Genomic DNA, 24,504 nt, shown 5'->3' on the forward strand with positions numbered 1-24,504 from the left:
GTGCCTGAAATAGTATCTTAATTATAAAGTGAAAAGCTTGGTGTTTCAATTTTCTCCTGAATGTTCAGCCAAAAGAACGAACCTTTCTGACCTCTTTCTTCTTTTTCAATTGCTTTCCTTGCTGCTTCATTGTCCGCGGGGCAAAGAGCATTCCGGATAAATTACCGGCTATTACAATGGCTGCAAAAGCGAGCCAGCTGATGGCGAACCAGCCTGACAACCCTTCCGCAAACACATTCAGACGGGGAACAGCATAGTAGAGCATCATCCCGGCCAGCAACAAACAAATTAAATACCGCTGCTTTTTCATATACTTCCTCCTTTTACTAGCTTGTTTAATATGTATGCGGGACAATCCCTTCTCATTATTTTTTCTTTGTGGAGGTATCACTTTGAGCCTGGCTCAGAGCTTACCATTTGCCCTTGCTTTAATTTCACCCTTTTCTGCCTACATCATATTTTCCTAGAATAAAACACTAACCCTGAACGGATATCAGGATTACTTGTGAGGTGAAAACTTCAAAAAAAACAGGCCTACTCACAACGGAAATCACATTATTTTCACTCCAAATCAGTGTATTTCACACAAAAAAAGCTTAGAGAGCAAGTTCTCTAAGCCTTTTGCTTTTAAGCCTGTCTTTCATTAAAGCCACCTTTAGCTGAAGATAGTACATCTAATAATTTTCATTAGCCTAACAATTTGATTCCTCAGCTCTTAGCAATGCACCGCTTTCGTTATCTACTTGAACAGTACCAAATTCACAATCCTTGTCAATTTCCCATTCGACGGTGTACTTCCCTAAACCTTTGCTAACCGATTTTATTTTTATTTCATCTTTGTCTTTGCTGAGTTCTTCAGTGAGCTGTTGCAAAACAATTGACTCTGCTTCGGATTGAGTAATTTTAGACTCAGAATTCCCACAAGCAGCTAATATTAAAAATAGTAAAACAAATAACATAAAGACTATTTTTTGCATATTTTCGCTCCCTCTTCATTTATGCCTTAAATTAGATTGAGGGGTACACTAATGTCCTTATTCAAATAACCTGCTCCAATAACTGAAGAAGGGGCAAAAAACGAATCAATTAGCCGAACTTCAGTTAATCCGTTTCTTGAATAAGATTTAATTTTCATTTGAATGTAAATTTCTTAATTAAGATATTATTTTGATATTCTTACACCGGGTGTAAAGGATTTTTATGAACTCATCTCTATCAATAGGAGAAATAAGTACGGAATTATAGTAACCGTACACGATTTCCAGCCTTTTTAGTGATAAAGCAGGACTTGATAATGGATTCGTTGTTTTTCTTACAGACTTTATAGTGTCTAATGGAATAATCTTTTTAAAAGGACCAAACTTAATGATTAAGGTGTTCTCAACTACTAAATAATAGGTGGTTAACCACATCCATAAAATAAATAGTGGCAGAGTTACACAAAGAGTAAATACAATTATAAAATCAAGAGTGTTAGCTGTTTTATCAGTGCATAAAGACCACTTCCCATAGTAAATATCATTGGTATCCACACGATAATTGATAACCACCAATCTTTCCGTGACTTAAATTTCAATAAGTTCACCTCCAAAAAATTCAAAACTTCTAAATCCTAGTAAACGCCCACGTTCAGTGAAATGACACTTATAATTATTTAAGGTCCATAAATTATCATAAATAGCATGAGAAATACGTTAAACACTAACAATATTTTTCCGAATGACTCCCTTAAAGCTAGAACTGAAAAAATTATAGAAATAATAAATGAGGTAATAGCAATTTGCGATGGAATATATAAAAAATCCAGAATTCCTGTCATTGAAAAAAACAGAATAAAAATGCTTATCATTAAAAATATTAATGAAAAAAGAGATGCAAAAGTGACATAACTAAAAGCAACTAGCTTTTTTAAGTGCTTTTTTTCATAATTATTTTCATCCATGCTTTTCTCCCCTTTTTATATTATCCTTTTTTGATATTCCTCGATTTAATAAACAAAACCTTTCCTTCACTAACCTGACCCTGACAAGGGACCGAAGCTTATTCAGCAAACGTATCTTTTAAAATTAGACGATAACCAAATTAATTTAGTTTCCATTATTTTGTTAAAAAACCCGCAAAATCGAGTCTTATCTTACGAAATAATTATTTCTGCCCTTGTATAAGATTAAGCTGCCATACTCGAATGACACTAGTTATAACACTAAAAAAACGCACTGAGAATTTCATTGAGAAATCCAGTGCGTTTACTTTGATATTTACTTGGTTGCACCACTGAAGTGAACCCGTTCCTGAAAGGATCTTTGTTTCTCCTAATAATTAAAGCTCAATAACATCTCCTGCATTCATGACTTTTCCTTCTTGTCCTTTCAACATGGAAACAAATTTTTCAGGATCCTGTTTGATTGGCGGGAATGTGTTGTAATGGATCGGTACCACCGTTTTGGCGTTTACAAATTCCGCTGCCAAAACGGCATCATCAGGTCCCATTGTAAAGTTGTCTCCGATTGGAAGGAAGGCAAGATCAATGGTGTTTCGCATACCTATCAGCTTCATATCGGAGAAAAGGGCCGTATCTCCAGCATGGTAGATTGTTTTCCCTTCTGTCGTAAGCAGGATTCCAGCCGGCATTCCTGTATAAATGATCTGTTTGTCTTCTGTTTCATAAGAAGAACCGTGAAATGCCTGCGTCAGCTTCACTCTTCCAAATTCGAAATCATACCCTCCCCCGATATGCAGCGGATGGGTATTCACTCCCTGCCAGCCTATGTATGTAGCCAGTTCAAAAGGAGCCACTACAAGCGCGTCATTTTGCTTCGCCAGTTCAACCGTATCACCGACGTGGTCATTATGACCGTGGGTAAGCAAAATGACATCCGGCTTTTCATTTTCCACTTTCAAGTCAGTGAGTTCGTTGCCGCTGATAAACGGATCGATCAGAATCGTATGATTTTCTGTGACTACTTTAACAACTGAATGTCCATGATAAGAAATTTTCATTATTAGCCCTCCTGTAAAATAGTTTACTGCGCTGCCATTGGATTCTGCCAGATAAATAGTCATCGGATTTTCTGTCTGGCCAAATCTCCATTAAGCATAGCTTCTACATACTTAGTTCTTGATTGGCAGCTCAAATCCTTCTTCCACCCTCCCTTCTTTTCTACCCTGTATTCTCATCTTTTAAAAGTAAATGATTTCTCTAGAAATAGAGGGAAAGATTCCCCTTAATGAATGAATAGTACCGAAAAACAACTTAAATAGAGGGAGAATTTCCCCTTATTTGACTTAAAAGACTAAAAAATAGATACCTCTACCTTGAATAAGGGGAAATTCTCCCCTTATTCATCAACAAAATGTGCTCTAATCCGCAGTTAACGGTAAAATCTCCCCTTATTTTCTCCTGATTATTCCGCTCGCAAAATTGAACGGCCGCTCCCGCTTTTCATGAAAATCTGACGCCCGCCGCCCCATATGTCTGCAATGGAGCAAAAGAAAGCGATAAAAAAGACTGTCCCATTTTCACAGGACAGCCTTCGCATTCATTAAATTTGATCAAGCAGTGTTTTTGTATCAGAATAATCAAGGTCATGCGCTTCTGCTACTGCTTTGTAGGTAACATATCCGTTCAATGTGTTGATTCCTTTTAGCAATGGTTCATTGCCAAGGCACGCTTCTTTATAGCCTTTGTTTGCAATTTGAATCGCATAAGGAACCGTAACATTTGTAAGTGCGATTGTAGATGTACGAGGAACGGCACCAGGCATGTTCGCTACTGCATAATGAACAACTCCGTGCTTCACGTAAGTCGGGTCATCATGAGTTGTGATGCGGTCTGTTGTTTCAAAGATTCCTCCCTGGTCGATGGCGATATCCACCACAACAGAACCAGGCATCATGGATTTGATCATGTCTTCTGTTACAAGCTTCGGTGCTTTTGCCCCAGGAATCAATACAGCTCCGATAACAAGGTCAGATTCAGCAACAGCTTTTTCGATATTCAGCGGATTGGACATCAATGTCTGGACATCGCTTCCGAAAATGTCGTCCAGCTGGCGCAGACGTTCAGGACTTAAATCGAGGATGGTTACTTGCGCACCAAGACCTACAGCCATTTTAGCAGCATTTGTTCCTGCTACACCGCCTCCGATAATTGTTACACGGCTTCGCATGACTCCTGGAACTCCTGATAGAAGGATTCCTTTGCCGCCATGAATTTTTTCAAGGAACTGGGCTCCGATTTGTGTAGCCATTCTTCCTGCGACTTCACTCATAGGCGTCAATAATGGCAGCGTGCGGTTCGCTTCAACTGTTTCGTAAGCAATTCCGACTACTTTATTGTCAATTAGTGCTTTCGTTAACTCAGGCTCTGGAGCCAGATGTAAATATGTAAATAGGATTAACCCTTCACGGAAATACGAATATTCGCTTGGCAGCGGTTCTTTTACCTTCATGACCATGTCCATGGACCATGCTTCAGATGCGCTTCCAACAATGTGACCTCCAGCGGCTTTATATTGTTCATCAGTAAAACCAGAGCCGAGGCCCGCCCCGGATTCAATATACACTTCATGGCCGAACTGGGTAAGGTTTACCACTCCTGCCGGTGTCATTGCCACTCGGTTTTCATTGTTTTTTATTTCAGTTGGTACTCCGATACGCATTAAAAAAACCTCCTCATTTCAAATCCATATGTAAAACTTCTTAACTAATATAACACTATCATTCTTAAATTGCACAACAATTTTATAGGAAATGTAAGCATTTACATTTAGACAGAAAAGCCTGAATTTTCCCTATCTATAAACGGGGAATTCGTTCATGAAAAACCTCTTGATAACAAGCCGCAACTGTCTTTAAGATATTCCTCTTCTTTTAAACAACGTAATATCATTCAGTTCCTTCATGCAATTTTAGGTTAGGTTGTTTTCGTGAAGATTTGGGCTGCTACAAAAATATTTTCCACACCTGCTTCCTGCTTCACACAAGGGGAGGAGGATAAAACGGCATTCAAAAGCAACAGTCTTTTAGAAAGGCTCTTCTCGTAAACTTTGTTGCTATTTTATATTAACTTCTTAAGATAGCGCCATTAAATACTGGTAAGCCAAAAGAAAATGTGCAGCTCATCTGTTTAGAGAGGTAAATCTTATCTTAGTATCTGAAGTGAGACCCTGCCGAAAGCAGAATCAAATATGAGAATAGTCTATTTTAAAGGTTGTTTTCTAATTAATTCCTGATTTAAAACGCACTTTTACCTTCATCCCCCTATACGTAGGAGGATCTTCGCTGCAGGCGTACGATCTCCTGCGGGACTAGCGGGACAGGTGAGACCCCCTATCTAGTTCCTGCGCCTAGCCCCTCGGGATCAAATAACCTCAAGAGAAGAAAAGGAAAGACCGCCTTTTATTCTCTTGAGAACATTTGCCCGTCGGGGCTGACCAAAGCGCTTCCACTTTTTATACAGGCGAAGCCGAGGAGGCTCATCCAGCTCCAGCGGCCAGCGCCTAGCAGATTTCGGTCTCTCTCCTTGCGATAAGTCATCATCGAATCGCGTAAGCTCTTCGTGATTCCTTTATCTCATACGAGAGCCCTAAAATCTGTACGTCGCTGAACGGCCGCTTCCGCTTTTATTTCACCGCCCGCCCCGCGGAGTCGTTCGCCTGGAGCGGAAATCCGTTTCACTTAAACAGTCACAAACTACGCGAAACAGCCTCTAGAAAAGCGCCTTTGGTTATCAAACTTCAAGTCTACACTTTTACTCCATTTCCTATACAATAGAATAGAATTACTTCGAAGATAGAAGGAGTCCTCCAGATGAAAAAAACGATGATTGAAAGATTAGGATTAGAATCTGTTCCACAGCATTTAAAAACCACCACATGGTTTGAATATTTCATCATTCAGCTTGCTTTCTCTGTTAATGCAGGGAACTTTCTGGTTCCTGCTTTAGCTGTAATGGAAGGCGGGTTGTCCATGTTATGGGCCATAGTCAGTACGCTTCTTGGAGGGAGCATCGCGTTTTTGTTTGTCTCACTCCTCTCGCTGCCAGGGGCAAGATACGGCCTGCCAGCCCAGTATGTCATTCGGTCCATGATTGGTACCAAACTTTCAAGGCTGATTGCCTCCCCTGTCCGGTCCCTGACTTCCTTGTATTGGTTCAGTGTTCAGACAATCGGCGGTACTTTGGTGGTCTTGTCACTTGTAAAAAAAGCGACGGGGCTTGAGCTACCTCTGGTTCCGATTGCCATCTCACTCGCATTGATCATGACAATCCTGGCTTTAATCGGATTTGAAGCAGTCAAGAAAGCGACGAAGATGTTTATGCCTTTCCTCTTGATCGGGCAGGCAGCCATCCTGGTTATCTTTATTACCACTGCAGCAGAAGGAATCGGAAGCAATGTCCTCGTTTCAGGAGGAGGTTTCTCCTTTGGCCCATTCGTGTTCTTTGCCAGCCTGGCCTTTGTCCAATACGTATCGGGAGTAAGTGCTTCTTCGGATATAACACGATATGCTAAATCCGGAAAACAAGGCTTCTGGGGGCTGTTTGCCGGTAATGTGTTCGGATTTTTCATGACAGCACTGTTGGGAACCTTCAGTGCCGCGCTATTTCAAAACTCCAATCCTTTCGTTGCTGCAACAGAACAGACCGGGTCAATCCTTCTGACCATCCTGATTGGAATCTGCGCCATGGTCTCAATGATATCGATCAACCTCAGTAATGCTTACACGGGTGGCTACAGTCTGCTTAACGCCGTCCCTTCACTGGGAAGAGTGAGAAGCGCACTAGCTTTCGGTGCAGCCGGGATCGTACTGAGCTGTTTTCCAGCACTTGTCGATAATGCGAAGGACTACATTTCCCTGCTCGGCGCGTTCGTCATTCCGCTCTCGGCAGTCATTGCAGCTGACTATTTGTATATCAAGAAAGCGAGGATAGCCGAGGAAGACCTCGCCAAGATTGCTTCTGGTGCCTTTCAATACAATTTCAAAGCAGTCTATACATTGGCGGCTGCTCTGGTGATTTACTTCCTGATTCCAGAAGAATGGTCGCCTGGGTTTATCAGCTTTTTGCTTACATTTACGATGTATAGCTTCGTTTCGCATCAGTCTAATAATAATACCGTGGAAGGCCAAAACCGTCATGCTCTATAAGCATGGCGGTTTTTTTGATGAGAAAATGAATTCTTCCCATTATCATTCCTTGCCCCCGTCCACCACATTCTCTTCACTTTCCATTTTTAAATACAGGGGATTCAGGTTTGCATCTTGTATATATAAATAAAATTCTTATTTAAACCAAGTGTAACCTTTCTGCTATTGAAACGATTAACCATTGAAAGATAAAAAAGGAGGGGCGCTATTGAACAGACCGAATATCGAAACGCTGTATAGGAAGCACCACCAAGAAGTTTATAAGTTTCTAATCTGCTTTACAGGCTGCAAAAATGAAGCCGAAGATCTAACACAGGAAGTTTTCCTCAAGCTTATTAAATCCGGCTCAAATTATAATGGCAGCTGCACCATAACGACCTGGATCTTTTCCATTGCCAAACACACTGCAATCGACCACTACCGCAAGAAAAAATTCTATTCCATTGTTAAGGATTCATTTTTCAAGAACATGTCCTCCCTGCACTCAGATCCACAGCACTTAATAATCCATGATGAAAACAAGCACCTTATCCACCAAGCCATACTTCAATTAAAGCCTTCCTACAGGGCAGTCATCATTCTTCGGGGCATCAATGAATTTACTATTTCAGAAACAGCAGAAATCCTAAACTGCAGTATTTCCAAGGTGAAAGTCACCTATCACAGAGCACTGAAAAGAATGAAGGATGACATTGAATTATCTGAGCTTAAGGAGGTACTTAAAAATGCATAAAGAACAAGATCTTCTCTGCCAATTAAAATATGCTAAGGAACTCCTTCCGGCAGAAGAATTCTCGCAGAAAACCCTTTCAATGTTAATTGATGAAGAAGAGAAGCATTACAGAAAGAAAAAGGTAATTAGATTCTCATCTATCTCATTCGCTGTTTTAGCTAGTGCAGTTATGCTTCTATGGATAAGTTTTGGTGACCTTGCATCGACATCCCACTCCCTGACAGAAAAAATGCACTTAGGAACACCAGCAGAAAATAATAAAATTGAATTCTTTGTATATCATACACACAGCCAGGAATCTTTCATTCCTGAAATAGGAGTAAAAAGCATAGATAAGGCACACAGCAACGAGGTGAACATCTCCATGGTTGGAGATCATCTTTCAAAAGCACTTACAGAAAGAGGAGTTGAGGTTCTTCATGAAAAACATGATTTTATCGCAGAGCTTAAGGAGAAGAACTTGAACTATGAAAAATCATATGAGTTATCACGTGCTTATGTAAGCGAAGCAGTAGAACAGAATGAAGAAAGCTTAGCCATGGTCCTTGATATTCACCGAGACAGCCAGCCAAGGAAAGTTACCACTTTAGAATATGAAGGAGAACATTATGGGAAGGTTGCTTTTTTTGTTTCTTCAAATATAGATAATATTGATGAAGTGATAAAATTTACAGAAGCAGTCAATGCAAGGATGGAAGAAAAAGTTCCGGGGCTTTCCAGGGGAGTCTTTATTAAAAATATCGGGTCAAAGCAATCAACCTACAACCAGGACCTGTTTAATCGCTCATTATCCATAAACATTGGCGGCGCAGAAAATACTCTTGAAGAAGAGTACAGAACGGCAGATCTCCTGGCTGAGGTGCTTTCTGAGATTCATTGGGAGAACTAGGAGTGCAATATATATGCTGTCCAGAATGATCTTCAGAACAGCATTTGCTCGTCACATTTTTTCTTCATTTTGAGCATTGCTCGAATTTAGAGGCCCTGCCTCGCCATCATGAAGACCTGATTCATAGGAATCCATAATTTGAGCCGAAGTTTGTTCGGCGGCTCTTTCATCATAAAAACTCTGCTGTGATACTCTGTTCTTTTTGTCCATGGTTTAATGTCCTCCTTAAACGGAAAAATAACTACTAATAGCTTTTGAAATTCTGTAACAGTTATTATAGGAAATATATAGTAAAATGAAGGTAAGGAGGGATGGGCCATGACTTTGAAGTATAAAAACATACTTGTGGCAGTTGATGGGTCTAAAGAAGCTGAATGGGCATTTACAAAATCAATCGATATTGCTTTACGTAATGAAGCGAAAATCTCAATCCTGCATGTAATTGATGCGAGGTCCTTTGCAACGGTGGAATCCTATGAACAGTCAGTAGGTGACCGAGCTGACCAGTATGCTAAAGAATTGATAGAATCATATAAAGAGCAAGCTCATCAAGCAGGTGTAACCAATGTCGATACCCTGATTGAATATGGATCCCCTAAAGTCATCATTCCAAAAGATGGAGCGGAAAAAGTCAGTGCAGATCTGATTGTCTGCGGTGCCACAGGATTGAGCGCCATGGAGAGATTCCTAATAGGAAGTGTTTCAGAGCATATCACTCGCTCAGCGAAATGTGATGTTCTCGTAGTCAGGACTGACGATCAGTAATATAAAGAGCGGAATAGCTGTGTTCAGAACCGCCAGCCAAATGTTCCGAAGAGAAAAAAAGGCAGTCTTCCCTCTTATTTGTTACACGAGGGGCTGGATTTAGAACCGCTAACCAGTTCCAATCCACTATTTTCTTGTCTTTTCACAATAGGTTCTTTTCTAAAAGATGGTGTTTATGGATACTTTATTATCCTCCTCTCCATTTTAAGTTGGAGGATTGGAGCGGAAGGCGTACGACCTCCTGCGGGACTAGCGGGACAGGTGAGACCCCACAGGCGAAGCCGAGGAGTCGTGCGCCTGGAGCGGAAATCCATTACTATTATAACAGCCACAATTTATGCGAAAACAACCTGACCAAAAGACCAACCGGCAGCCGGTTGGTCTTTTTTACTTATCACTTATCCGTCACTGCGCTTTCTGGACAAGTAACGATATTGATAATACTTCTCTGCAAAATCATTCAATTTTCTGGTGTATTGATAATTGACTCCTGCCCCTACTGCCATGCTGATCAGGGGTATCCCTGACAGGCGCTTCTTCCTGAACGTCGTAATGACAGTCCCCTTGAGCATATGCTTCAAAGGACCTTCCAGCCAGGTGTAATCCGTAAGCTTTTCTGTGCCATTGTAAAAATAATCATTTTCTTTTCGTTCTAGGTCTTCCATTAATTCTTCCCAGGCTGCAGCCCTCAATCTGGCAGGAAGTGTGGCTGCATGGAAAACCTTCAATGACGTCATCATCTCAAAAGGTGTTTGAACATCGAAACCGTACGATATCGCAATCAGCTGCACAGAACGCAAATTAATTACGGCCATTGCCGGCAGATCCGCCCCAATTGCGGCCGCACCTCCAGTGCCAGTCAGTCCGCCCTGTACAAACGAATAAAATTGATGCCTGCCAGAATGCTGCATGGCTATATAATGAAGTTGATCAATCGTTAAAAAATGCAAATCCTGAATGGTCTCGACCTCCTGATTGAAGGCACGGGCCGTTTTCAAAATCCGTTCACGCGCATCATTCTGAAGCTGAGAACCCTGCAGCAAAGAATGCAAATGAAATAACCACCCATCAAGTTTTTGAAAAAACCGCTCCTGCACATCGACTGGAAGCGTGGAAAATGCACCATCAAGCCACTTTACATATGTATTCTCAAGATCATTGGCCTCATAATCATAAAGGGAATCCTGCCACAGGCGAATCTCCTCCAGCACTTTTTCCTCTCTTTGGGACAATTCCATCGACCTCAACTCCTTATCAAGACATGATTTCCTTTAATATACCATAATGGCTGGATTACTCCTACATGGATTCGGAATTGTTTCAGAATACATTGATTTTTCACTCATTTTTTTATCGGCACCCTTCTGACAGAACCGATTTTCTTCTTTCTGAATTCCGTGCTGCCTGTGCGCCCTTCTGACGACATCGATTCTCTAATCACCGGATTCTATGCTGCCCGAACATCTTCAATTAGCACCCAACAAAAAAGAGGACAAACCCTAAGCAGTCTCGTCCTCAATTTCATAGAAGTATTCTGTTTTTTAGCCTAAGCACCTGCTAGAGGAGCCTTCGTTAAGTTAAGATCAGACAGTCAAACGCTGAACATCGCGGGCGATCATAACTTCTTCGTTCGTCGGGATGATCATGACTTTAACAGGAGAATGAGGGTAGTTGATGAACGTCTCTTCTCCTCTTACTTTGTTTCTTGCCGGATCCCAGTAGATGCCCATGAACTCAAGGCCCTTTAGAACTTTTTCACGGACGATCTGGCTGTTTTCACCGATACCGGCAGTGAAGATGATGGCATCGACCCCGTACATGCGGGATGCGTAAGAACCGATGTATTTATGGATGCGGTTTGCGAAAACTTCCAATGCCAATTCAGCACGTTCGTTTCCTTCTGCCGCCTGCCCTTCGATGTCACGCAGGTCACTGGAAAGGCCGGATACTCCAAGCATACCGGATTTTTTATTCAGTACATCCAGTACCTCATCAGCTGTCTTGCCTGTTTTCTCCATGATGAACGGAATAAGGGCAGGGTCAATGTTACCTGATCTGGTTCCCATTGCGACACCTGCTAGAGGTGTGAAGCCCATGGAAGTATCGATTGACTTTCCGCCTTCAATGGCAGCGATACTTGCACCGTTTCCTAAGTGGCAGGAAATCAGTCTCAACTGCTCTTTAGGACGGCCAAGCATTTCTGCCGCACGTTCAGAAACATATTTATGGGAAGTTCCGTGGAAGCCATATTTACGGATTCCGTAATCCTCATAGTAGTCATACGGCAGGCTGTACAGGAATGAGCTTTCCGGCATCGTTTGGTGGAAAGCTGTATCAAATACCGCTACTGCAGGAACATTTGGCAGGACACTTTGGAATGATTTGATTCCCGTAATATTCGCTGGGTTATGAAGCGGAGCAAGTTCAGAAAGCTCCTCGATTTTTTCAATCACTTCGTCAGTAATCACAACTGAATCATTGAACACTTCGCCGCCATGGACCACACGGTGGCCGATTCCTTCAATTTCATCCAGGGATTCAATGATGCCTGCAGAAGTCAATTTGTCCAGAAGCATTTTAACGGCTACTTCATGATTCGGAATATCCGTTACTTCTTCCTGTTTTTCTCCGTTCACTGAAATGCTGAATACAGAGTCATTTAATCCGATCCGTTCAATTAGGCCTTTTGTAATAACCTCTTCTTGAGGCATTTCGAAAAGCTGGAACTTTAAAGAAGAGCTCCCAGCATTGATTGCGATCATTTTTGCCATTTATTTTCCGCTCCTTTTGTCTTGTCAAACTGGTGATGGTGCGTTCTATCATAGTTTGTTCATTTCATGACTTTATATCTCTCAATTTTTCATTTAATCACTGCTTGTTTGCCTTTTCAAGGGTAAGGTTCCCAGGTAATCGTTTACATACCGAAGTAAATATTTTCAGATAATAATGTTAAGCCGTAAACCTTTGCAGGGGCTTAAGCACTGCTCCTCTATTTATTTCCAATATGGTACATTCTGATTGCCAGTACCGGCATAAAAAAAGGCAAAGTCCAATAACGATTGCGACTTTACCTAGTTTTTGCTTTCCCTTATTTATTTTCTTTAAACCATTGATCCATCTTCGCCAGCATATTTTCCATCGCTTTGGGATTGGAAAGGGACGGCATATTTGCCATCAGAACTTCTTTTGGCGGTTTTACATCCTCTTTCTTCTTTTGAAGAATCAAAATGCTTTTCGCTGATTGCTCATTTTTGAAAAGAGACATCGGCAATTGCAGCAAGCCCTGGATGTACACATGCTCTTTAAAATAACCGTGCAGCTTTTTGGCTTCCTCCGACTCGAATAAGTGATTCGGTACCAGGAAGAACAAGTAGCCCCCTGGCTTCGTATGTTTGACGCTCTGCTCGATGAAAAGGTGATGAGAGTAAGAATGGCCTTTATCACTTTGCAATTCATAGTCGGCAGCCCTTAAGTCATTAGGGTAATAACCAACTGGCAGATCGCTGATGACAAGGTCAACAGGATCAATGAAGAGCGGTTCGAGTGAATCCTGGTTAAACAATTCCAGAGGATGCTTCTGCAGGTTCGCCCCAATGTAAGCCAGCTTTATCAGCAGGTCATCAACGTCTACTCCGACAGATGCCACTTTCTTATCTGAAAGCCCATTAAGAACGGTTGTGAGCAGGTTTCCTGTCCCGATTGCGGGATCCAGAAGACGCAGGTCCTGGCTGCCTTTAGTGAATTTCCCCGTTAAGTAGCTGAGGAACATTCCAATGGCATCAGGAGTCATTTGGTGGTTAGGCTGAGAGCTTTCCTTCATGCCCTTAAGGATTGCAAGCTGCAGCGCTTTGCGTATCTGCTCTTTTTCCATGCTGTCCAGACCGGCATCGCTGTACTTCTTCTGAAGTCTTTTCTTGGTCAGTTCAGTCAGCTCATCTTGCAGGATATTTCCATAAAAAAGATTTTCCCCGCTTTCGGCAATGGCTTCGAGATATGTACAAGCTAATTCCTCTTGCAGGATCAGCGCTGTTTCGTCTAATGTATTAAATAAATTTTCAATTGGAGAAACCGTCATGTGTCTCTGTCTCCTTTACTATTAATTCTTTCTCTATTTTACCTTTGTCTGCACAAGTGTCAAAGAAGGGCACTTGCTATTCAGAAAGGAATGGCCAATTATAACCCGATAACCATCTTGATAAAGGTAATGTTTGGGGTGAGCCTGGCTCAATTACTACAACCAGTTTCATTCCTCTAGCAAAAAAAGCCCTGAAGGATTGCTCCAGGACCATTCTTCTCATCCAATATCATCTAATAAGATTACTGAGCGTTTTTCACCGCTTCGATTGCTGCATCGTAATCAGGATGGTTTGTCGCCTCACTGACGTATTCAGCATGAATCACTGTATCATTGCTGTCGACGACAAATACGGCACGGGCAAGCAGGCGCATTTCCTTGATATGAACACCGTATGCTTCACCAAAAGACATGTCACGGTGATCAGATAAGGTTTGTACATTTTCGATACCGTTCGCCCCGCACCAGCGTCTTTGAGCAAATGGCAAATCAGCGGAAACCGTCAAAACTTCTACATTTTCAAGAGTTCCTGCTTCCTCGTTAAATTTACGTGTCTGTGCATCGCATACTCCCGTGTCAATGGATGGCACCACAGAGATTAAACGAACTTTGCCCTTTGTATCATTAAGAGATACTTCTGAGAGATCGTTAGCTAGAACTGTGAAATCCGGTGCAGAATCCCCTGGTTTTACTTCATTTCCTAAAAGTGTTACAGGATTATTTTTAAATGTAATTGAAGCCATATTGAAATACCTCCTTCGTTATGTATGAATCTCTTTTATCGTACCGAACGGATTCAAGAGAAATCAACTAATATGATTGTAGGGTTCTAATTAATACACTGCGATTCCCTCATGAATAACTGCATATAATTAATTCGGCAGCCCGCCTAAGTGTCTGATAGCTGGTAAACAATAATGAAGACTGATCATGTTTCCTTTAAAGCCGGAACCTGATCAGTCCTTTTTCATGCTATTAAATTAGAAGTCAAACGATTGATTCTGGCCATTATTTTGATTTTGATTTTGGTTTTGGTTCTGCTGTCCCTGTCCGTTGTCTTGATTATTTTTCTTCATCATTCCCTGGATCTTTTCCATTACACCAGGTGCGAGGTCGAGAATCTTTTCAAGCAGATGGGTATTTTCATCAAGATGAAGCATTTTGATTCCTTTTGAACCAACTATCAAGAATGCAATCGGTGTGATGGAGACCCCGCCGCCGCTACCGCCGCCAAATGGCTGTTCCTTCTTGCCTTGCTTGCCATCTTGGCCTTCTTTATCTCCCTTGCCGTTGAGAATGAACTCGCTGCCTCCTGCAGCAAAACCGAAACCTACTTTAGAAACGGTGAGGATGACACTTCCGTCAGGGGTTTCAACCGGATCTCCGATAATCGTATTAACATCGATCATTTCTTTAAGATTTTCCATTGCTGTAGTCATAAGTCCTTCGATTGGATGATCAGACATAAGATTACCTCCTAAGTGTTATGTAAAGACTCTTTACCGCTTTAAAGCAGCACAAGGGACAGTCCCTATTAGCGCGGCAGTGCAGTAAAGCGCTTGTCTTTTTAAATGGATTGATTTTTTTCTGACACTACTGCTAGCGGTTTGGTTTGGAACTTGGGTTTTCCGCCTTTCCAGAACTTAATCAATTTGATTCCTGCTAATATAGCATGCCCGACCCGAAAAGTTATGATACATGAAAATTCCGTCTGGATGAGTGCTTTTTGAAATGAGGGAATGACGGCAAGCTGCGGTTTGGATTGAAGCTGCATATAGTTGCTCATCACGCCAATCACCCCTCCCTTCGCCCCCCACATAAGCCCAGTCATCGTCCCGGTTGATGCAGCATCTCCTGTACCGAAGACAGTCTGCCATTTCACATCCCCGATTTTAACTTTTTTCATAAAACTTCTGACTATCCGGTGAAGCCCGGCTACATGCTGAAGGAGTTCCCGGAAATCCTTAATGGATGCCAGCATCTCTTCAGGCGTTTCCTTTTTAAGTTTGTCTTTTTCCTTCCCTTTTCCTTCACTGCCTTTTTCCGTTTTTTCCTCAAAAACAATATTGGGTCCATCATCATCCAGCTTGACCATCGGGACTTCGACTTTATATTTAATCAGGCCGAACCAGGCCCTGAATCTTATGATGAAATGGTCGTTGTCATTTCCATGATAAAGTGAAACTGTAATCGTAAGCTTGGTAATCAGGATGATGATTACTAAAAATAAAATAAGAGCTAGAACTACAATCAGTGTGATGATCCATCCATTCACTTTTTTCCACAACCCTTCAACTTGGAAGTATAGGCTTATTATTACCAAATTAAACCTTTCATACTTATTTAAGGAAAATAGCACATTAGCGGGCGATGAATGATAAAAGAGTTTGAGGGGGCAGGTTATCCGTCTTTCGATAATTGAAGGAAAAATGAAACTTTTGATAAGGGGGAGGTTTAACTTTAAGGATGGATTTTTTTCTTACCTCATCAGCTTAAAATCCTTTCCTAATGCGCTCAAATAGAAAAAGCAGCCATCCGGGGACAGCTGCTTCTTCTGTATTTTTATATTCTGCAAACTAGATGCAGGTAATATCTATGCATTTACCGGTTTAAACAACGCTGCACGTTTCTCCCGAATCACGGTAGTATCCGCAAACAAATCATGAATTCCCTGCTTCTTGTTCGTAAAGGCCACAACAATGTATAAAACAAAGAAACTCGCAGAGATAAATCTCCCAATCAATTCCCTGAAGAGAATTGTGCTCCATTGCAGAGTTTTTCCATCCAGTTCAATGACCTTCAAGCCAAACGCCATCTTTCCAAGCGTCTGTCCGAAATACCTGGTCATCAGTACAAAGTAGCCGTAAAAGATGATTGCACTTAATATGGAAATGGGTGCAAACATATCATCCTTCATTAGCGACAAGTCCAACGCTCTAAATATCGGATAGACAATCAGTCTTCCAATACTTGAAATCACGATTAAATCCAGGAGATAGGCCCAGAATCTCATCCAGAAACCACCAAGTTCAACTATTCCCAGATCAGTCTCTTTCTTTTCCTTCACGGTTGCTGCAATTTCTTCCTGATTTTCAAACTCACTCATGAACGGCACCTCCTCTTAAGTTATTCCGCATAGAGATACATCAGGCGCGGTGAATTTGGCTGAGAAAGAATTTTCATTAATGCCGCTGCCTGGATATCTCCTCCAGCCAGCCTTTGGGCACCCATATTTAATAAAGAACCAAACCCGCCATCACTCGTATACTCGATTACCTGGGCATTTTTAAGTTCAAGGTCTTTCTTCATTTCCTGAATAACATCTTCCACATATCCAAATCCATCAATCAAATTGTTTTCTTTTGCCTGAATTCCATCATATACTCGGCCGTCCGCAATTTGTCTTACCTGTTCTTCAGACATTCCGCGCCCTTGAGCGATGACATCGACAAATCCTTCATAGGAATTGTTGACCATGGACTGCAGGATTTCCCTCTCTTCTTCTGTCATTTCTCTCGTCGGGCTCATGATATCTTTGTGAGGACCGCTTTTGATTGTGACAAAATCAACTCCGTATTTTTCAGCCAGCTCAGAATAGTTGACACTTTGCATGATAACACCCAGTGATCCTGTGAGCGTTTCTCTGCTGGCAAAAATTTTCTCTGCAGGTGCAGAAATATAGTAACCGCCTGAGGCAGCCATGGATCCCATTGAAACATAGATTGGTTTCTCTGATTCTTCTTGTATCTCGACAAGCTGTTCGTGGATTTGGGCACTTTCCACAACGCCCCCGCCAGGAGTATTCACTTTCAGGATAACCCCTTTGATGCTGTCATCTTCCTGAACTGTTTTCAGCTGCTCCATGAAAATTTCATGATTATATCCGGAGCTCTCAAAGATGGAAGCTGCCGTATTGACATCCTGGATGACACCGTCCACCTCTAATACTGCAATTCTTTTGCTGCTGCTGCCGTCTTCAATGATTTCTTCAGCGAAAGGATTTTCCGTACCGGCAAACATTTCTTCAAAAGCTGCGCTAAAGTCATTTGACGCAGCAGAACTCGCAAAATTGACTAAAACGGAAAATAAAAATAATCCGGCAGCTATCCCTAGAGCCGTCCAACGTTTTCCACTCATATGTAGTTCCTCCTTTTTTCTCTTCATGATGCATACGTACATCGCTATCATAAAGTTTCACTATCATGATAAAATAATCATAAGAATCCGCCTCATAGAAATTCACCAAGAGAGCAGCACTTTGCATATAATCACTATTCTAGCAAAATCTATCGTGATTGGAAAAATTTCGTCCGAAATGGATGAGTAATTTTTGAGGAGGCAATAACATGAATGAAAGACGCAACCTATACTTTTACACGCTAAAAGACGAAGAAACACTCCAAAAAGTAGAAGAGTTATCTCAACTTGCCCAGAAGCACGGCTTTACCATTGTTAAAAATGCCAATGATGCCAACATCGTTGTCAGCGTGGGAGGAGACGGAGCATTCCTTCAGGCAGTCCGCAATACAGGATTCCGCCAGGATTGTTTATATGCAGGAATCTCAACAACCGGAAGCTTAAGTATGTATTGTGATTTCCATATAGATGATATGGAAAAGATGATCAAGGCAATGACAGAGGAGCAAATCGAAGTCCGCCGTTACCCGACAATCGATGTATCTGTCGATGATGAAACCACTTTTAAATGCCTGAATGAATTCAGCATCAGATCTGGCATCATTAAGACCTTCGTAATCGAAGTACATATTGATGACCTGCACTTCGAAACCTTCCGCGGAGACGGAATGGTGATCGCCACTCCGACAGGAAGCACGGCTTATAACAAATCAGTGAACGGAGCGGTCGTCGATCCGATGCTCCCCTGCCTGCAAGTAAGCGAACTGGCGTCATTGAACAATAACCGCTACCGCACACTCGGATCTTCCTTCATCCTGAGCGGTAACCGCAAGCTGAAACTTGAAATTGTACAAGACGGCAATGATTATCCTTCTATGGGAATGGATAACGAAGCATTGGGAATCCAGCACGTTAAACATGTCGAAATCACCCTTAGCGAGGAAAAAATTAAAACCGTTAAACTTAAAGATAACTCCTTCTGGGAAAAAGTGAAGAGAACGTTTTTATAAAGCTGTTTTCGCATAAATTGTTGCTTTTAGAAAAATCCCAAGAACCGAATTCTTCCCCTGGATACTGAGGTATTACTTTCTAATTGGGGAGAGCAGCTCTTTTCTTTTCCTATTTACGGGGTTATATCCGGGAATTAGGGTTATTTCTTGGGAATTAGTGTGAAATAGCAGCAAAGTCTACGAAAAGAGCCTTTTATAAGGCAGGAAATCAAGCAGTGCTGTGATATATACAGCTATATTTTCAGCAAAGACAAAAACACCACGAAGAATGCCCAGATGCCTGGGATTTTCGTGGTGTTTCTTAGTACTACTACTTGAAACTGGCACCCCATTAGGCACCAGCTCGCATATACACCTTACGCACACTTCTCCTGTGCCTTCGTTCTTCGTTTCACCCTCTTCATCCTGGAGACGGAGAAGATAGTCAAAGCTGACCAAATGAACGCGAATGCCACCAGGTGGGTTTGGGTGAAAGGTTCCCCGTAGAAGAAAACACCCAGAATCAGTGTCAGCGTCGGAGCAATGTACTGAAGGAATCCGACCATATAAAGCGGGATCCTTTGAGCTCCTTTGGCAAAATAAAGCAGCGGTACAGCCGTCACAGCCCCGCCGGCAATCAACAACCAATCCGTTCCTGCCGACAGATGAAACAAGGAGATGTTCCCCTGGGAGGACAAATAGATTAGATAGATAAGGGCAAAAGGCGCCGTTGCCATGGTTTCAAGAGTCAATCCAATATCTGAATCGACCTTGATCAGCTTTTTCGCTAACCCGTATAGACCAAAGGAAACAGCCAGTCCTACGGCTATCCATGGAAATCTTCCATACGACGCGGTCAACACCAGAACTCCCGCCGCAGCGAGAACAAAAGAAATCACTTGTGCTTTCGTCATTTTTTCTCTTAAAATGAAAACCCCAAGCAATACACTGACAAGAGGATTGATATAATATCCCAGACTTGCCTCTACCATTTGATCGGTATTCACAGCCCATATATAGATAAACCAATTTAAACTGATAAGAAGCGATGCCGTTGCCAGGGCAGCCAGCTTCTTTTTGGTTTTCATCATTCCCTTGATCATTTTCCAAAATTCCGGGAATTTCTTAATGACAATTAAAAAGACAATCATAAACCAGAATGACCAGAATATCCTGTTTGCCAATATTTCATCTGCCGGTACATGATCCAGCCACTTCCAATAAATCGGCAATATTCCCCAGAGAAAATATGAAAATGCAGTATAAATAATTCCCGATTGTTCTTCTGTACGAATGCCGGCCACCCCCTTCAAAATATATTTCCGTTTTCGAAATAATATTATTATATCTCGGTTGCCCCTAAAGGGCAATCTGATTTTTTTCTTGCACCTTCTTTAAGAGGAATGATTTAGACTGCGTTTCTGATTTTTCAGACCGCTAATCTTCTTCTTATTCACCCGTATTCCTGATTTGCGGGCCGCTATCTTCTTGATTCCACCTTCTCATTGGCCTACATTCCGCGTTTACGGTCCATTATCTTTTTCTTTCCGCCTTTTCATCGGCCCGCATTCCTGCTTTGCAAATTCAGCCAGACATTTACGCTCAACTGCATCAAAAAAAGGTGCCAAAGAACGCACGGCACCTTCGAAACTATTTATGCTTTTTTGTAAACAACCGTTTCATCCACGATGGTCATTTCCACTTCCATGCCCAGAAGTTCCTCTGGATCGATTTTGAATAAATCTTTAGGAAAAACAGTGAAATCTGCTCGGTAGCCTTCTTTGATCATGCCATGGTCATCTTCATGATGACAGGCATAGGCACTTCCTTTGGTGAACAAAGAAACAGCTTCATACATAGAAAGACGCTGGTCCTCCATATAGACCGTCTTTTGAGGATCTAAAGGATTGGTTCTCGTTACTGCGGCATGCATGCCAAGCAATGGATCGACAGGCTCGATCGGTGCATCCGATCCGCCGGCACATGGAATCCCTTCATCCAGAAGCGTCTTCCAGGCGTAGTTATACTCCATATTTTCTTCCCCGACTCTATCGATCACCCAAGGGAAATCAGAAGGAACAAATCTCGGCTGTATATCAAGGATAAGCGGAAGCTTCTTAATTCTGTCAATTAGCTCTCTCCGCAGCAGCTGTGCATGGATAAAACGGTCTCTTCTTCCATTGAATGTTGGGTAAGCTTCCACCACATCCAGCACATTTTCAAACGCTTGATCACCTATTGTATGCACAGCGATCGGCAGCTGTAGTTCTCTTGCTTTTTTAACGAGCTCGGTCAGTCTTTCCTGTGTGTGGATGGCGACTCCATTGGTGGATGGATCATCATTATAAGGGTGGCTCAATAAAGCAGTCCTTCCTCCCAGTGCACCGTCAGCGAATATTTTCATTGCCCCGAACTCTACTAGTGATGTTCCGCCCATAAAAGTATTGCCTGCGTCATTCCAATCTTCGATGACTGCCTGATGGACAAGCAGGTGGGACCTGAATTTTTTTCCATTCTTCTCAATGACATTCAAAAAGGTCTGATAGGTTTTTTCAAAGTTCCCATAATAACTGAGGTCCTCTGTATGCCCGCCGACGAGTCCCAGTTTCCAGCAATTCTCAATCGCCTTTGTCATGGCTCCTTCAAGATACTCTCCTGTAGGGGAAGGCATTGCATCCACCAGCAGGTCTTGTGCTGTGTCCTTTAAAACACCATTCAGCTCGCCTTCTTCATTTTTTTCAATAAGTCCTCCAGGAGGATTTTGCGTATCAAGATTAATTCCCGCCATTTCCAATGCCCTCGAATTGGCTACCATGGCGTGGCGGCAGATGCGTTTCAGAAGGACCGGCTGATCCGGAACGACTGCATCGATTTCCTGCCTTGTTACAACTTCACTATCTTCCCACAAGTTTTCATTAAAGCCCTCACCGATCACCCAGTTTCCCTCTGGAGTAGCCGCGGCTTTTTCTTTAATCGCCTGCAATACCTGTTCCTTCGTATTCATTTTTGAAAGATCCAGACGAATCAAAGTTTCACCATGGCCAATAAGATGCATATGACTGTCGACAAATCCAGGGTAAACGGTATTTCCCTGCAGGTCGACTCTGTCTGAGATCAAATCTGCATATTTGGCTTCCAGTTCCTGTACTGATCCCGTTCCTGTAATATATCCATTCTTTGTAAAAACAGCTTCCACTGAAGTCCCTTCTTCAGTCATTGTATAAAATTTTCCGTTAAACCATAACGTTCCCATTATAAAAACTCCTTGTCCCAGCATTTTCTATACAAAGGCTATTTTCGCATATATTGTTGCTTTCGGAAAAATCCCAAGAGCCGGATTTTCCCCCGGATACTAAGAGTTTTATCTCTTATCGTGGAAGAGTAGCTCTTTTCTTTTCGATATTAGCGTATTTTTTCCTTCTTGTGATTGTTATTTTTTGGAATTAGTATCAATAGCAACAAAGTTTACGAAAGAGCCTATACAAAAAAGGACTGGCTCACCGTCCTGATAGAGGATGTTTCAGAATTCGCTTCTCTATCGAGACCGGGAGCCACTCCCGTCATTTCTGTCTATTTCATTTTACTATAACGCTTTAATACTTTAAAGGATTTCGTTTTCTGAAATATCAAATCATTAGCTCTTCAATGCTTTTCTTTCATTCTGCCTCAATTCGATTCTCCTGATTTTTCCTGAAGTAGTTTTAGGAAGCTCTTCAAGGAATTCAATCTTTCTCGGATATTTATAAGGCGCCGTTAATTCCTTCACATGTTCCTGAAGATTTTTCACTAAATCGGGATCTTCCTGGTTCACTCCGTCCCTGAGTACGACAAAAGCCTTGACGATATTTCCCCTAACTTCATCTGGACTTGCAACGACTGCGCACTCTTTCACGGATGGGTGCTTGACGAGTGCATCCTCTACTTCAAACGGACCAATTGTATAGCCGGAACTGATGATAATGTCATCTCCCCTGCCTTCAAACCAGAAGTACCCTTCCTCATCCTTCTTCGCTTTATCGCCTGTAATGTAGTAATCACCGCGGAATTGCATTGCAGTTCTTTCCGGATCTTTATAATAATTTTTAAATAATGCAGGTGTATCCGTATGCACAGCAATATCACCAACTTCTCCAGGAGGGCATGGATTTCCCTCTTCATCAATGATTTCTACGGAGTTTCCAGGAGTTGGTTTTCCCATAGAACCAGGCTTCAGTTCCATCCCTTTCATGATGCCGACAAGCAGCGTGTTTTCCGTCTGTCCGTATCCATCCCTGACTTCCACATTAAAATGTTTTTGAAAAGCATCGATGACTTCCCTGTTCAGAGGCTCCCCAGCAGAGACCGCACTGTGAAGATGCTGAAGATTATACTTCCCAAGATCATTCACTTTGGCCATCAGCCGGTACTCTGTCGGTGTACAACACAAAACGTTGACTCCATGGTCCTCCAGCATCTGCAGATACGTTTCCGGATCAAATTTACCTTGATACACCAACCCGGTGGCTCCTGAACCCAAAACCGACAGGAACGGACTCCAAATCCACTTTTGCCAGCCAGGTCCGGCCGTAGCCCATACAGTGTCTCCCTCTTCAATGCTCAGCCATTTTTTTGCCGCTGTGCGCAAATGTGCATAAGCCCATCCATGTGTATGGACGACTCCTTTTGGATTGCCCGTCGTTCCCGATGTATAAGAGAGGAACGCCATATCATCACGCTTAGTATCAGCAAGCTCCAGTTCATCAGATGCTTCCGTTTTTAAGACATCTAGCGAAAGCCATCCTTCTTTTTCTGCTCCGATCACAAACTTCTTCAGAGCTTTGCTTTCCTCCACTTCATCAAACTGATCGGTAAAAGGTGCATAGGAAACAATCGCTTTAACATCTCCATGCTCAATCCGGTACTTAAGGTCTTTTGACCGAAGCATTTCTGAACTCGGAATGACCACAAGACCTGCTTTCAGTGCCGCAACATATGTTTCATAGGCCTCGATCAGCCTTGGAATCATGACAAGGACAACATCCCCTTTTTCCAAGCCATGATTCATGAAGGCGTTTCCAATTTTATTCGCATTTTTCATCAGATGTTCATATGTAATTTCTTTCTCTTCCCCTTGTTCGCTTTTCCATAAAATCGCCTTGTTGCCAGGATCACCTGCGAATTTCTCCACTTCACTGACTAAATTGTATTTTTCCGGTGAAAGCAAATCTTCTCTTCTCATGATTCTCCCCCTTTGATGTTCATTCCACTCTATTATACTAAATTTTTATAATATTTAAAATTATTTACCGGGGGGACTTTTGAACGCTTTTGGTGTTTATACAGCTTTAGAGATGCCGGCTCCTCTTTTTGGCCTTTCTGGTGTCTTTGGTTTCTTGATCGAAGGACACCTGAACCCCTTTTTCGACCTTCTGGTGTCACTCGTTGCCTCTCCGAAGGACACCTGCATCACTTTTTGACCCCTCTGGTGTCCCTCGTCTCCCTCTCGAGTGACACCTGCATCACCTTTTGGACCCTCTGGTGTCTCTCGTTTCTCGCTCGAGTGACACCTGCATCGCATTTTTGACCTCCTGGTGTCTCTCGTATTCCTCTCGAGTGACACCTGAACCCCTTTTTTGACCTCCTGGTGTCTCTCGCATCACTCTCGAGAGACACCTGAACCCCTTTTTTAACCTTCAGGTGTCTCTCGTTTCTCGCTCGAGTGACACCTGCATCACTTTTTGACCCCTCTGGTGTCCCTCGTCTCCCTCTCGAGTGACACCTGCATCACCTT

General features: G+C 42.3%; 23 protein-coding genes. 5 read left to right on the plus strand and 18 right to left on the minus strand.

Annotated features, from left to right (window positions below; genetic code table 11):
- Window positions 1-64 precede the first annotated feature (64 nt).
- The 6 genes from FZC78_RS01545 to ald all read right to left on the minus strand — a co-directional run bounded on the left by FZC78_RS01545 (window position 65) and on the right by ald (window position 4,661).
- Window positions 65-310 carry a hypothetical protein gene (locus FZC78_RS01545; protein WP_148937932.1) on the minus strand — a complete coding sequence of 82 codons (246 nt, stop codon included), beginning with the start codon at window positions 308-310 and terminating at the stop codon, window positions 65-67.
- A gap of 382 nt (window positions 311-692) precedes the next feature.
- Window positions 693-977 (minus strand): hypothetical protein, encoded by a 285-nt coding sequence (locus tag FZC78_RS01550; protein ID WP_148937933.1) that lies wholly within the window; start codon window positions 975-977, stop codon window positions 693-695.
- Window positions 978-1,154: 177 nt separating this feature from the next.
- A complete protein-coding gene (locus FZC78_RS24660) occupies window positions 1,155-1,412 on the minus strand; it encodes a PH domain-containing protein (protein WP_353733555.1) in 258 nt (85 codons plus the stop codon).
- A 242-nt stretch (window positions 1,413-1,654) separates the two neighbouring features.
- Window positions 1,655-1,942, minus strand: coding sequence for a hypothetical protein (locus FZC78_RS01560; RefSeq protein ID WP_148937935.1), 288 nt, complete (start codon window positions 1,940-1,942; stop codon window positions 1,655-1,657).
- A 377-nt stretch (window positions 1,943-2,319) separates the two neighbouring features.
- On the minus strand, window positions 2,320-3,000 hold the full coding sequence (locus FZC78_RS01565; RefSeq protein ID WP_148937936.1) for a metal-dependent hydrolase: 681 nt from the start codon (window positions 2,998-3,000) through the stop codon (window positions 2,320-2,322).
- 542 nt (window positions 3,001-3,542) lie between these two features.
- Window positions 3,543-4,661 (minus strand): alanine dehydrogenase, encoded by a 1,119-nt coding sequence (gene ald / locus FZC78_RS01570; protein ID WP_148937937.1) that lies wholly within the window; start codon window positions 4,659-4,661, stop codon window positions 3,543-3,545.
- A gap of 1,150 nt (window positions 4,662-5,811) precedes the next feature.
- Between ald and FZC78_RS01575 the strand changes: the two genes are divergently transcribed.
- The 3 genes from FZC78_RS01575 (at window position 5,812) to spoIIP (ending at window position 8,768) form a co-directional block, all read left to right on the plus strand.
- Entirely contained in the window at window positions 5,812-7,146 is a 1,335-nt protein-coding gene (locus FZC78_RS01575; RefSeq protein WP_148937938.1) for a purine-cytosine permease family protein, read from the plus strand.
- 208 nt (window positions 7,147-7,354) lie between these two features.
- Window positions 7,355-7,879, plus strand: a complete 525-nt coding sequence (locus FZC78_RS01580) for an RNA polymerase sigma factor (protein ID WP_252183463.1) — start codon at window positions 7,355-7,357, stop codon at window positions 7,877-7,879.
- Window positions 7,872-8,768 carry a stage II sporulation protein P gene (spoIIP, locus tag FZC78_RS01585; RefSeq protein ID WP_187444760.1) on the plus strand — a complete coding sequence of 299 codons (897 nt, stop codon included), beginning with the start codon at window positions 7,872-7,874 and terminating at the stop codon, window positions 8,766-8,768. Before FZC78_RS01580 ends, spoIIP begins: the two co-directional genes overlap by 8 nt.
- A 51-nt stretch (window positions 8,769-8,819) precedes the next feature.
- Here the strand turns inward: spoIIP and FZC78_RS23415 are convergent, their stop codons facing one another.
- The gene (locus FZC78_RS23415; protein WP_187444761.1) at window positions 8,820-8,978 is read right to left on the minus strand and encodes a hypothetical protein; all 159 of its coding nucleotides are present in this window, start codon (window positions 8,976-8,978) and stop codon (window positions 8,820-8,822) included.
- 108 nt (window positions 8,979-9,086) lie between these two features.
- Here FZC78_RS23415 and FZC78_RS01590 point away from each other — a divergent pair, with 108 nt between their 5' ends.
- Complete coding sequence (locus FZC78_RS01590; RefSeq protein ID WP_148937941.1) at window positions 9,087-9,533, plus strand: universal stress protein; 447 nt, start codon at window positions 9,087-9,089, stop codon at window positions 9,531-9,533.
- Between the two features lie 398 nt (window positions 9,534-9,931).
- Here the strand turns inward: FZC78_RS01590 and FZC78_RS01595 are convergent, their stop codons facing one another.
- From FZC78_RS01595 to sppA, 8 genes are all read right to left on the minus strand, one after another.
- Window positions 9,932-10,771, minus strand: coding sequence for an EcsC family protein (locus tag FZC78_RS01595; RefSeq protein ID WP_148937942.1), 840 nt, complete (start codon window positions 10,769-10,771; stop codon window positions 9,932-9,934).
- Window positions 10,772-11,116: 345 nt separating this feature from the next.
- Window positions 11,117-12,304 (minus strand): acetate kinase, encoded by a 1,188-nt coding sequence (locus FZC78_RS01600; RefSeq protein WP_148937943.1) that lies wholly within the window; start codon window positions 12,302-12,304, stop codon window positions 11,117-11,119.
- 317 nt (window positions 12,305-12,621) lie between these two features.
- Window positions 12,622-13,608, minus strand: a complete 987-nt coding sequence (locus FZC78_RS01605) for a class I SAM-dependent methyltransferase (protein ID WP_148937944.1) — start codon at window positions 13,606-13,608, stop codon at window positions 12,622-12,624.
- Between the two features lie 242 nt (window positions 13,609-13,850).
- Window positions 13,851-14,351, minus strand: a complete 501-nt coding sequence (tpx, locus tag FZC78_RS01610) for a thiol peroxidase (protein WP_148937945.1) — start codon at window positions 14,349-14,351, stop codon at window positions 13,851-13,853.
- Window positions 14,352-14,588: 237 nt separating this feature from the next.
- On the minus strand, window positions 14,589-15,074 hold the full coding sequence (ytfJ, locus tag FZC78_RS01615; RefSeq protein WP_148937946.1) for a GerW family sporulation protein: 486 nt from the start codon (window positions 15,072-15,074) through the stop codon (window positions 14,589-14,591).
- Between the two features lie 101 nt (window positions 15,075-15,175).
- Window positions 15,176-15,883: a DUF2953 domain-containing protein gene (locus FZC78_RS01620; protein WP_252183464.1), complete on the minus strand. Its 708-nt coding sequence runs from the start codon at window positions 15,881-15,883 to the stop codon at window positions 15,176-15,178.
- 318 nt (window positions 15,884-16,201) lie between these two features.
- Complete coding sequence (locus FZC78_RS01625; protein ID WP_148937947.1) at window positions 16,202-16,714, minus strand: RDD family protein; 513 nt, start codon at window positions 16,712-16,714, stop codon at window positions 16,202-16,204.
- Between the two features lie 20 nt (window positions 16,715-16,734).
- Entirely contained in the window at window positions 16,735-17,745 is a 1,011-nt protein-coding gene (sppA, locus tag FZC78_RS01630; protein WP_148937948.1) for a signal peptide peptidase SppA, read from the minus strand.
- Window positions 17,746-17,954: 209 nt separating this feature from the next.
- Between sppA and FZC78_RS01635 the strand changes: the two genes are divergently transcribed.
- The gene (locus FZC78_RS01635) at window positions 17,955-18,755 is read left to right on the plus strand and encodes an NAD kinase (RefSeq protein WP_148937949.1); all 801 of its coding nucleotides are present in this window, start codon (window positions 17,955-17,957) and stop codon (window positions 18,753-18,755) included.
- A gap of 356 nt (window positions 18,756-19,111) precedes the next feature.
- On the opposite strand, the gene rarD is transcribed toward FZC78_RS01635, so the two are convergent.
- From rarD to mbcS, 3 genes are all read right to left on the minus strand, one after another.
- Window positions 19,112-20,047, minus strand: a complete 936-nt coding sequence (gene rarD, locus FZC78_RS01640; protein WP_148937950.1) for an EamA family transporter RarD — start codon at window positions 20,045-20,047, stop codon at window positions 19,112-19,114.
- Window positions 20,048-20,388: 341 nt separating this feature from the next.
- Window positions 20,389-21,987, minus strand: coding sequence for an amidohydrolase (locus FZC78_RS01645; RefSeq protein WP_148937951.1), 1,599 nt, complete (start codon window positions 21,985-21,987; stop codon window positions 20,389-20,391).
- A gap of 381 nt (window positions 21,988-22,368) precedes the next feature.
- Complete coding sequence (mbcS, locus tag FZC78_RS01650; protein ID WP_148937952.1) at window positions 22,369-23,952, minus strand: acyl-CoA synthetase MbcS; 1,584 nt, start codon at window positions 23,950-23,952, stop codon at window positions 22,369-22,371.
- Between the last annotated feature and the right edge of the window lie 552 nt (window positions 23,953-24,504).

This window comes from Rossellomorea vietnamensis (assembly GCF_008180415.1).
GTDB classification, from domain to species: Bacteria; Bacillota; Bacilli; order Bacillales; family Bacillaceae_B; genus Rossellomorea; species Rossellomorea vietnamensis_C.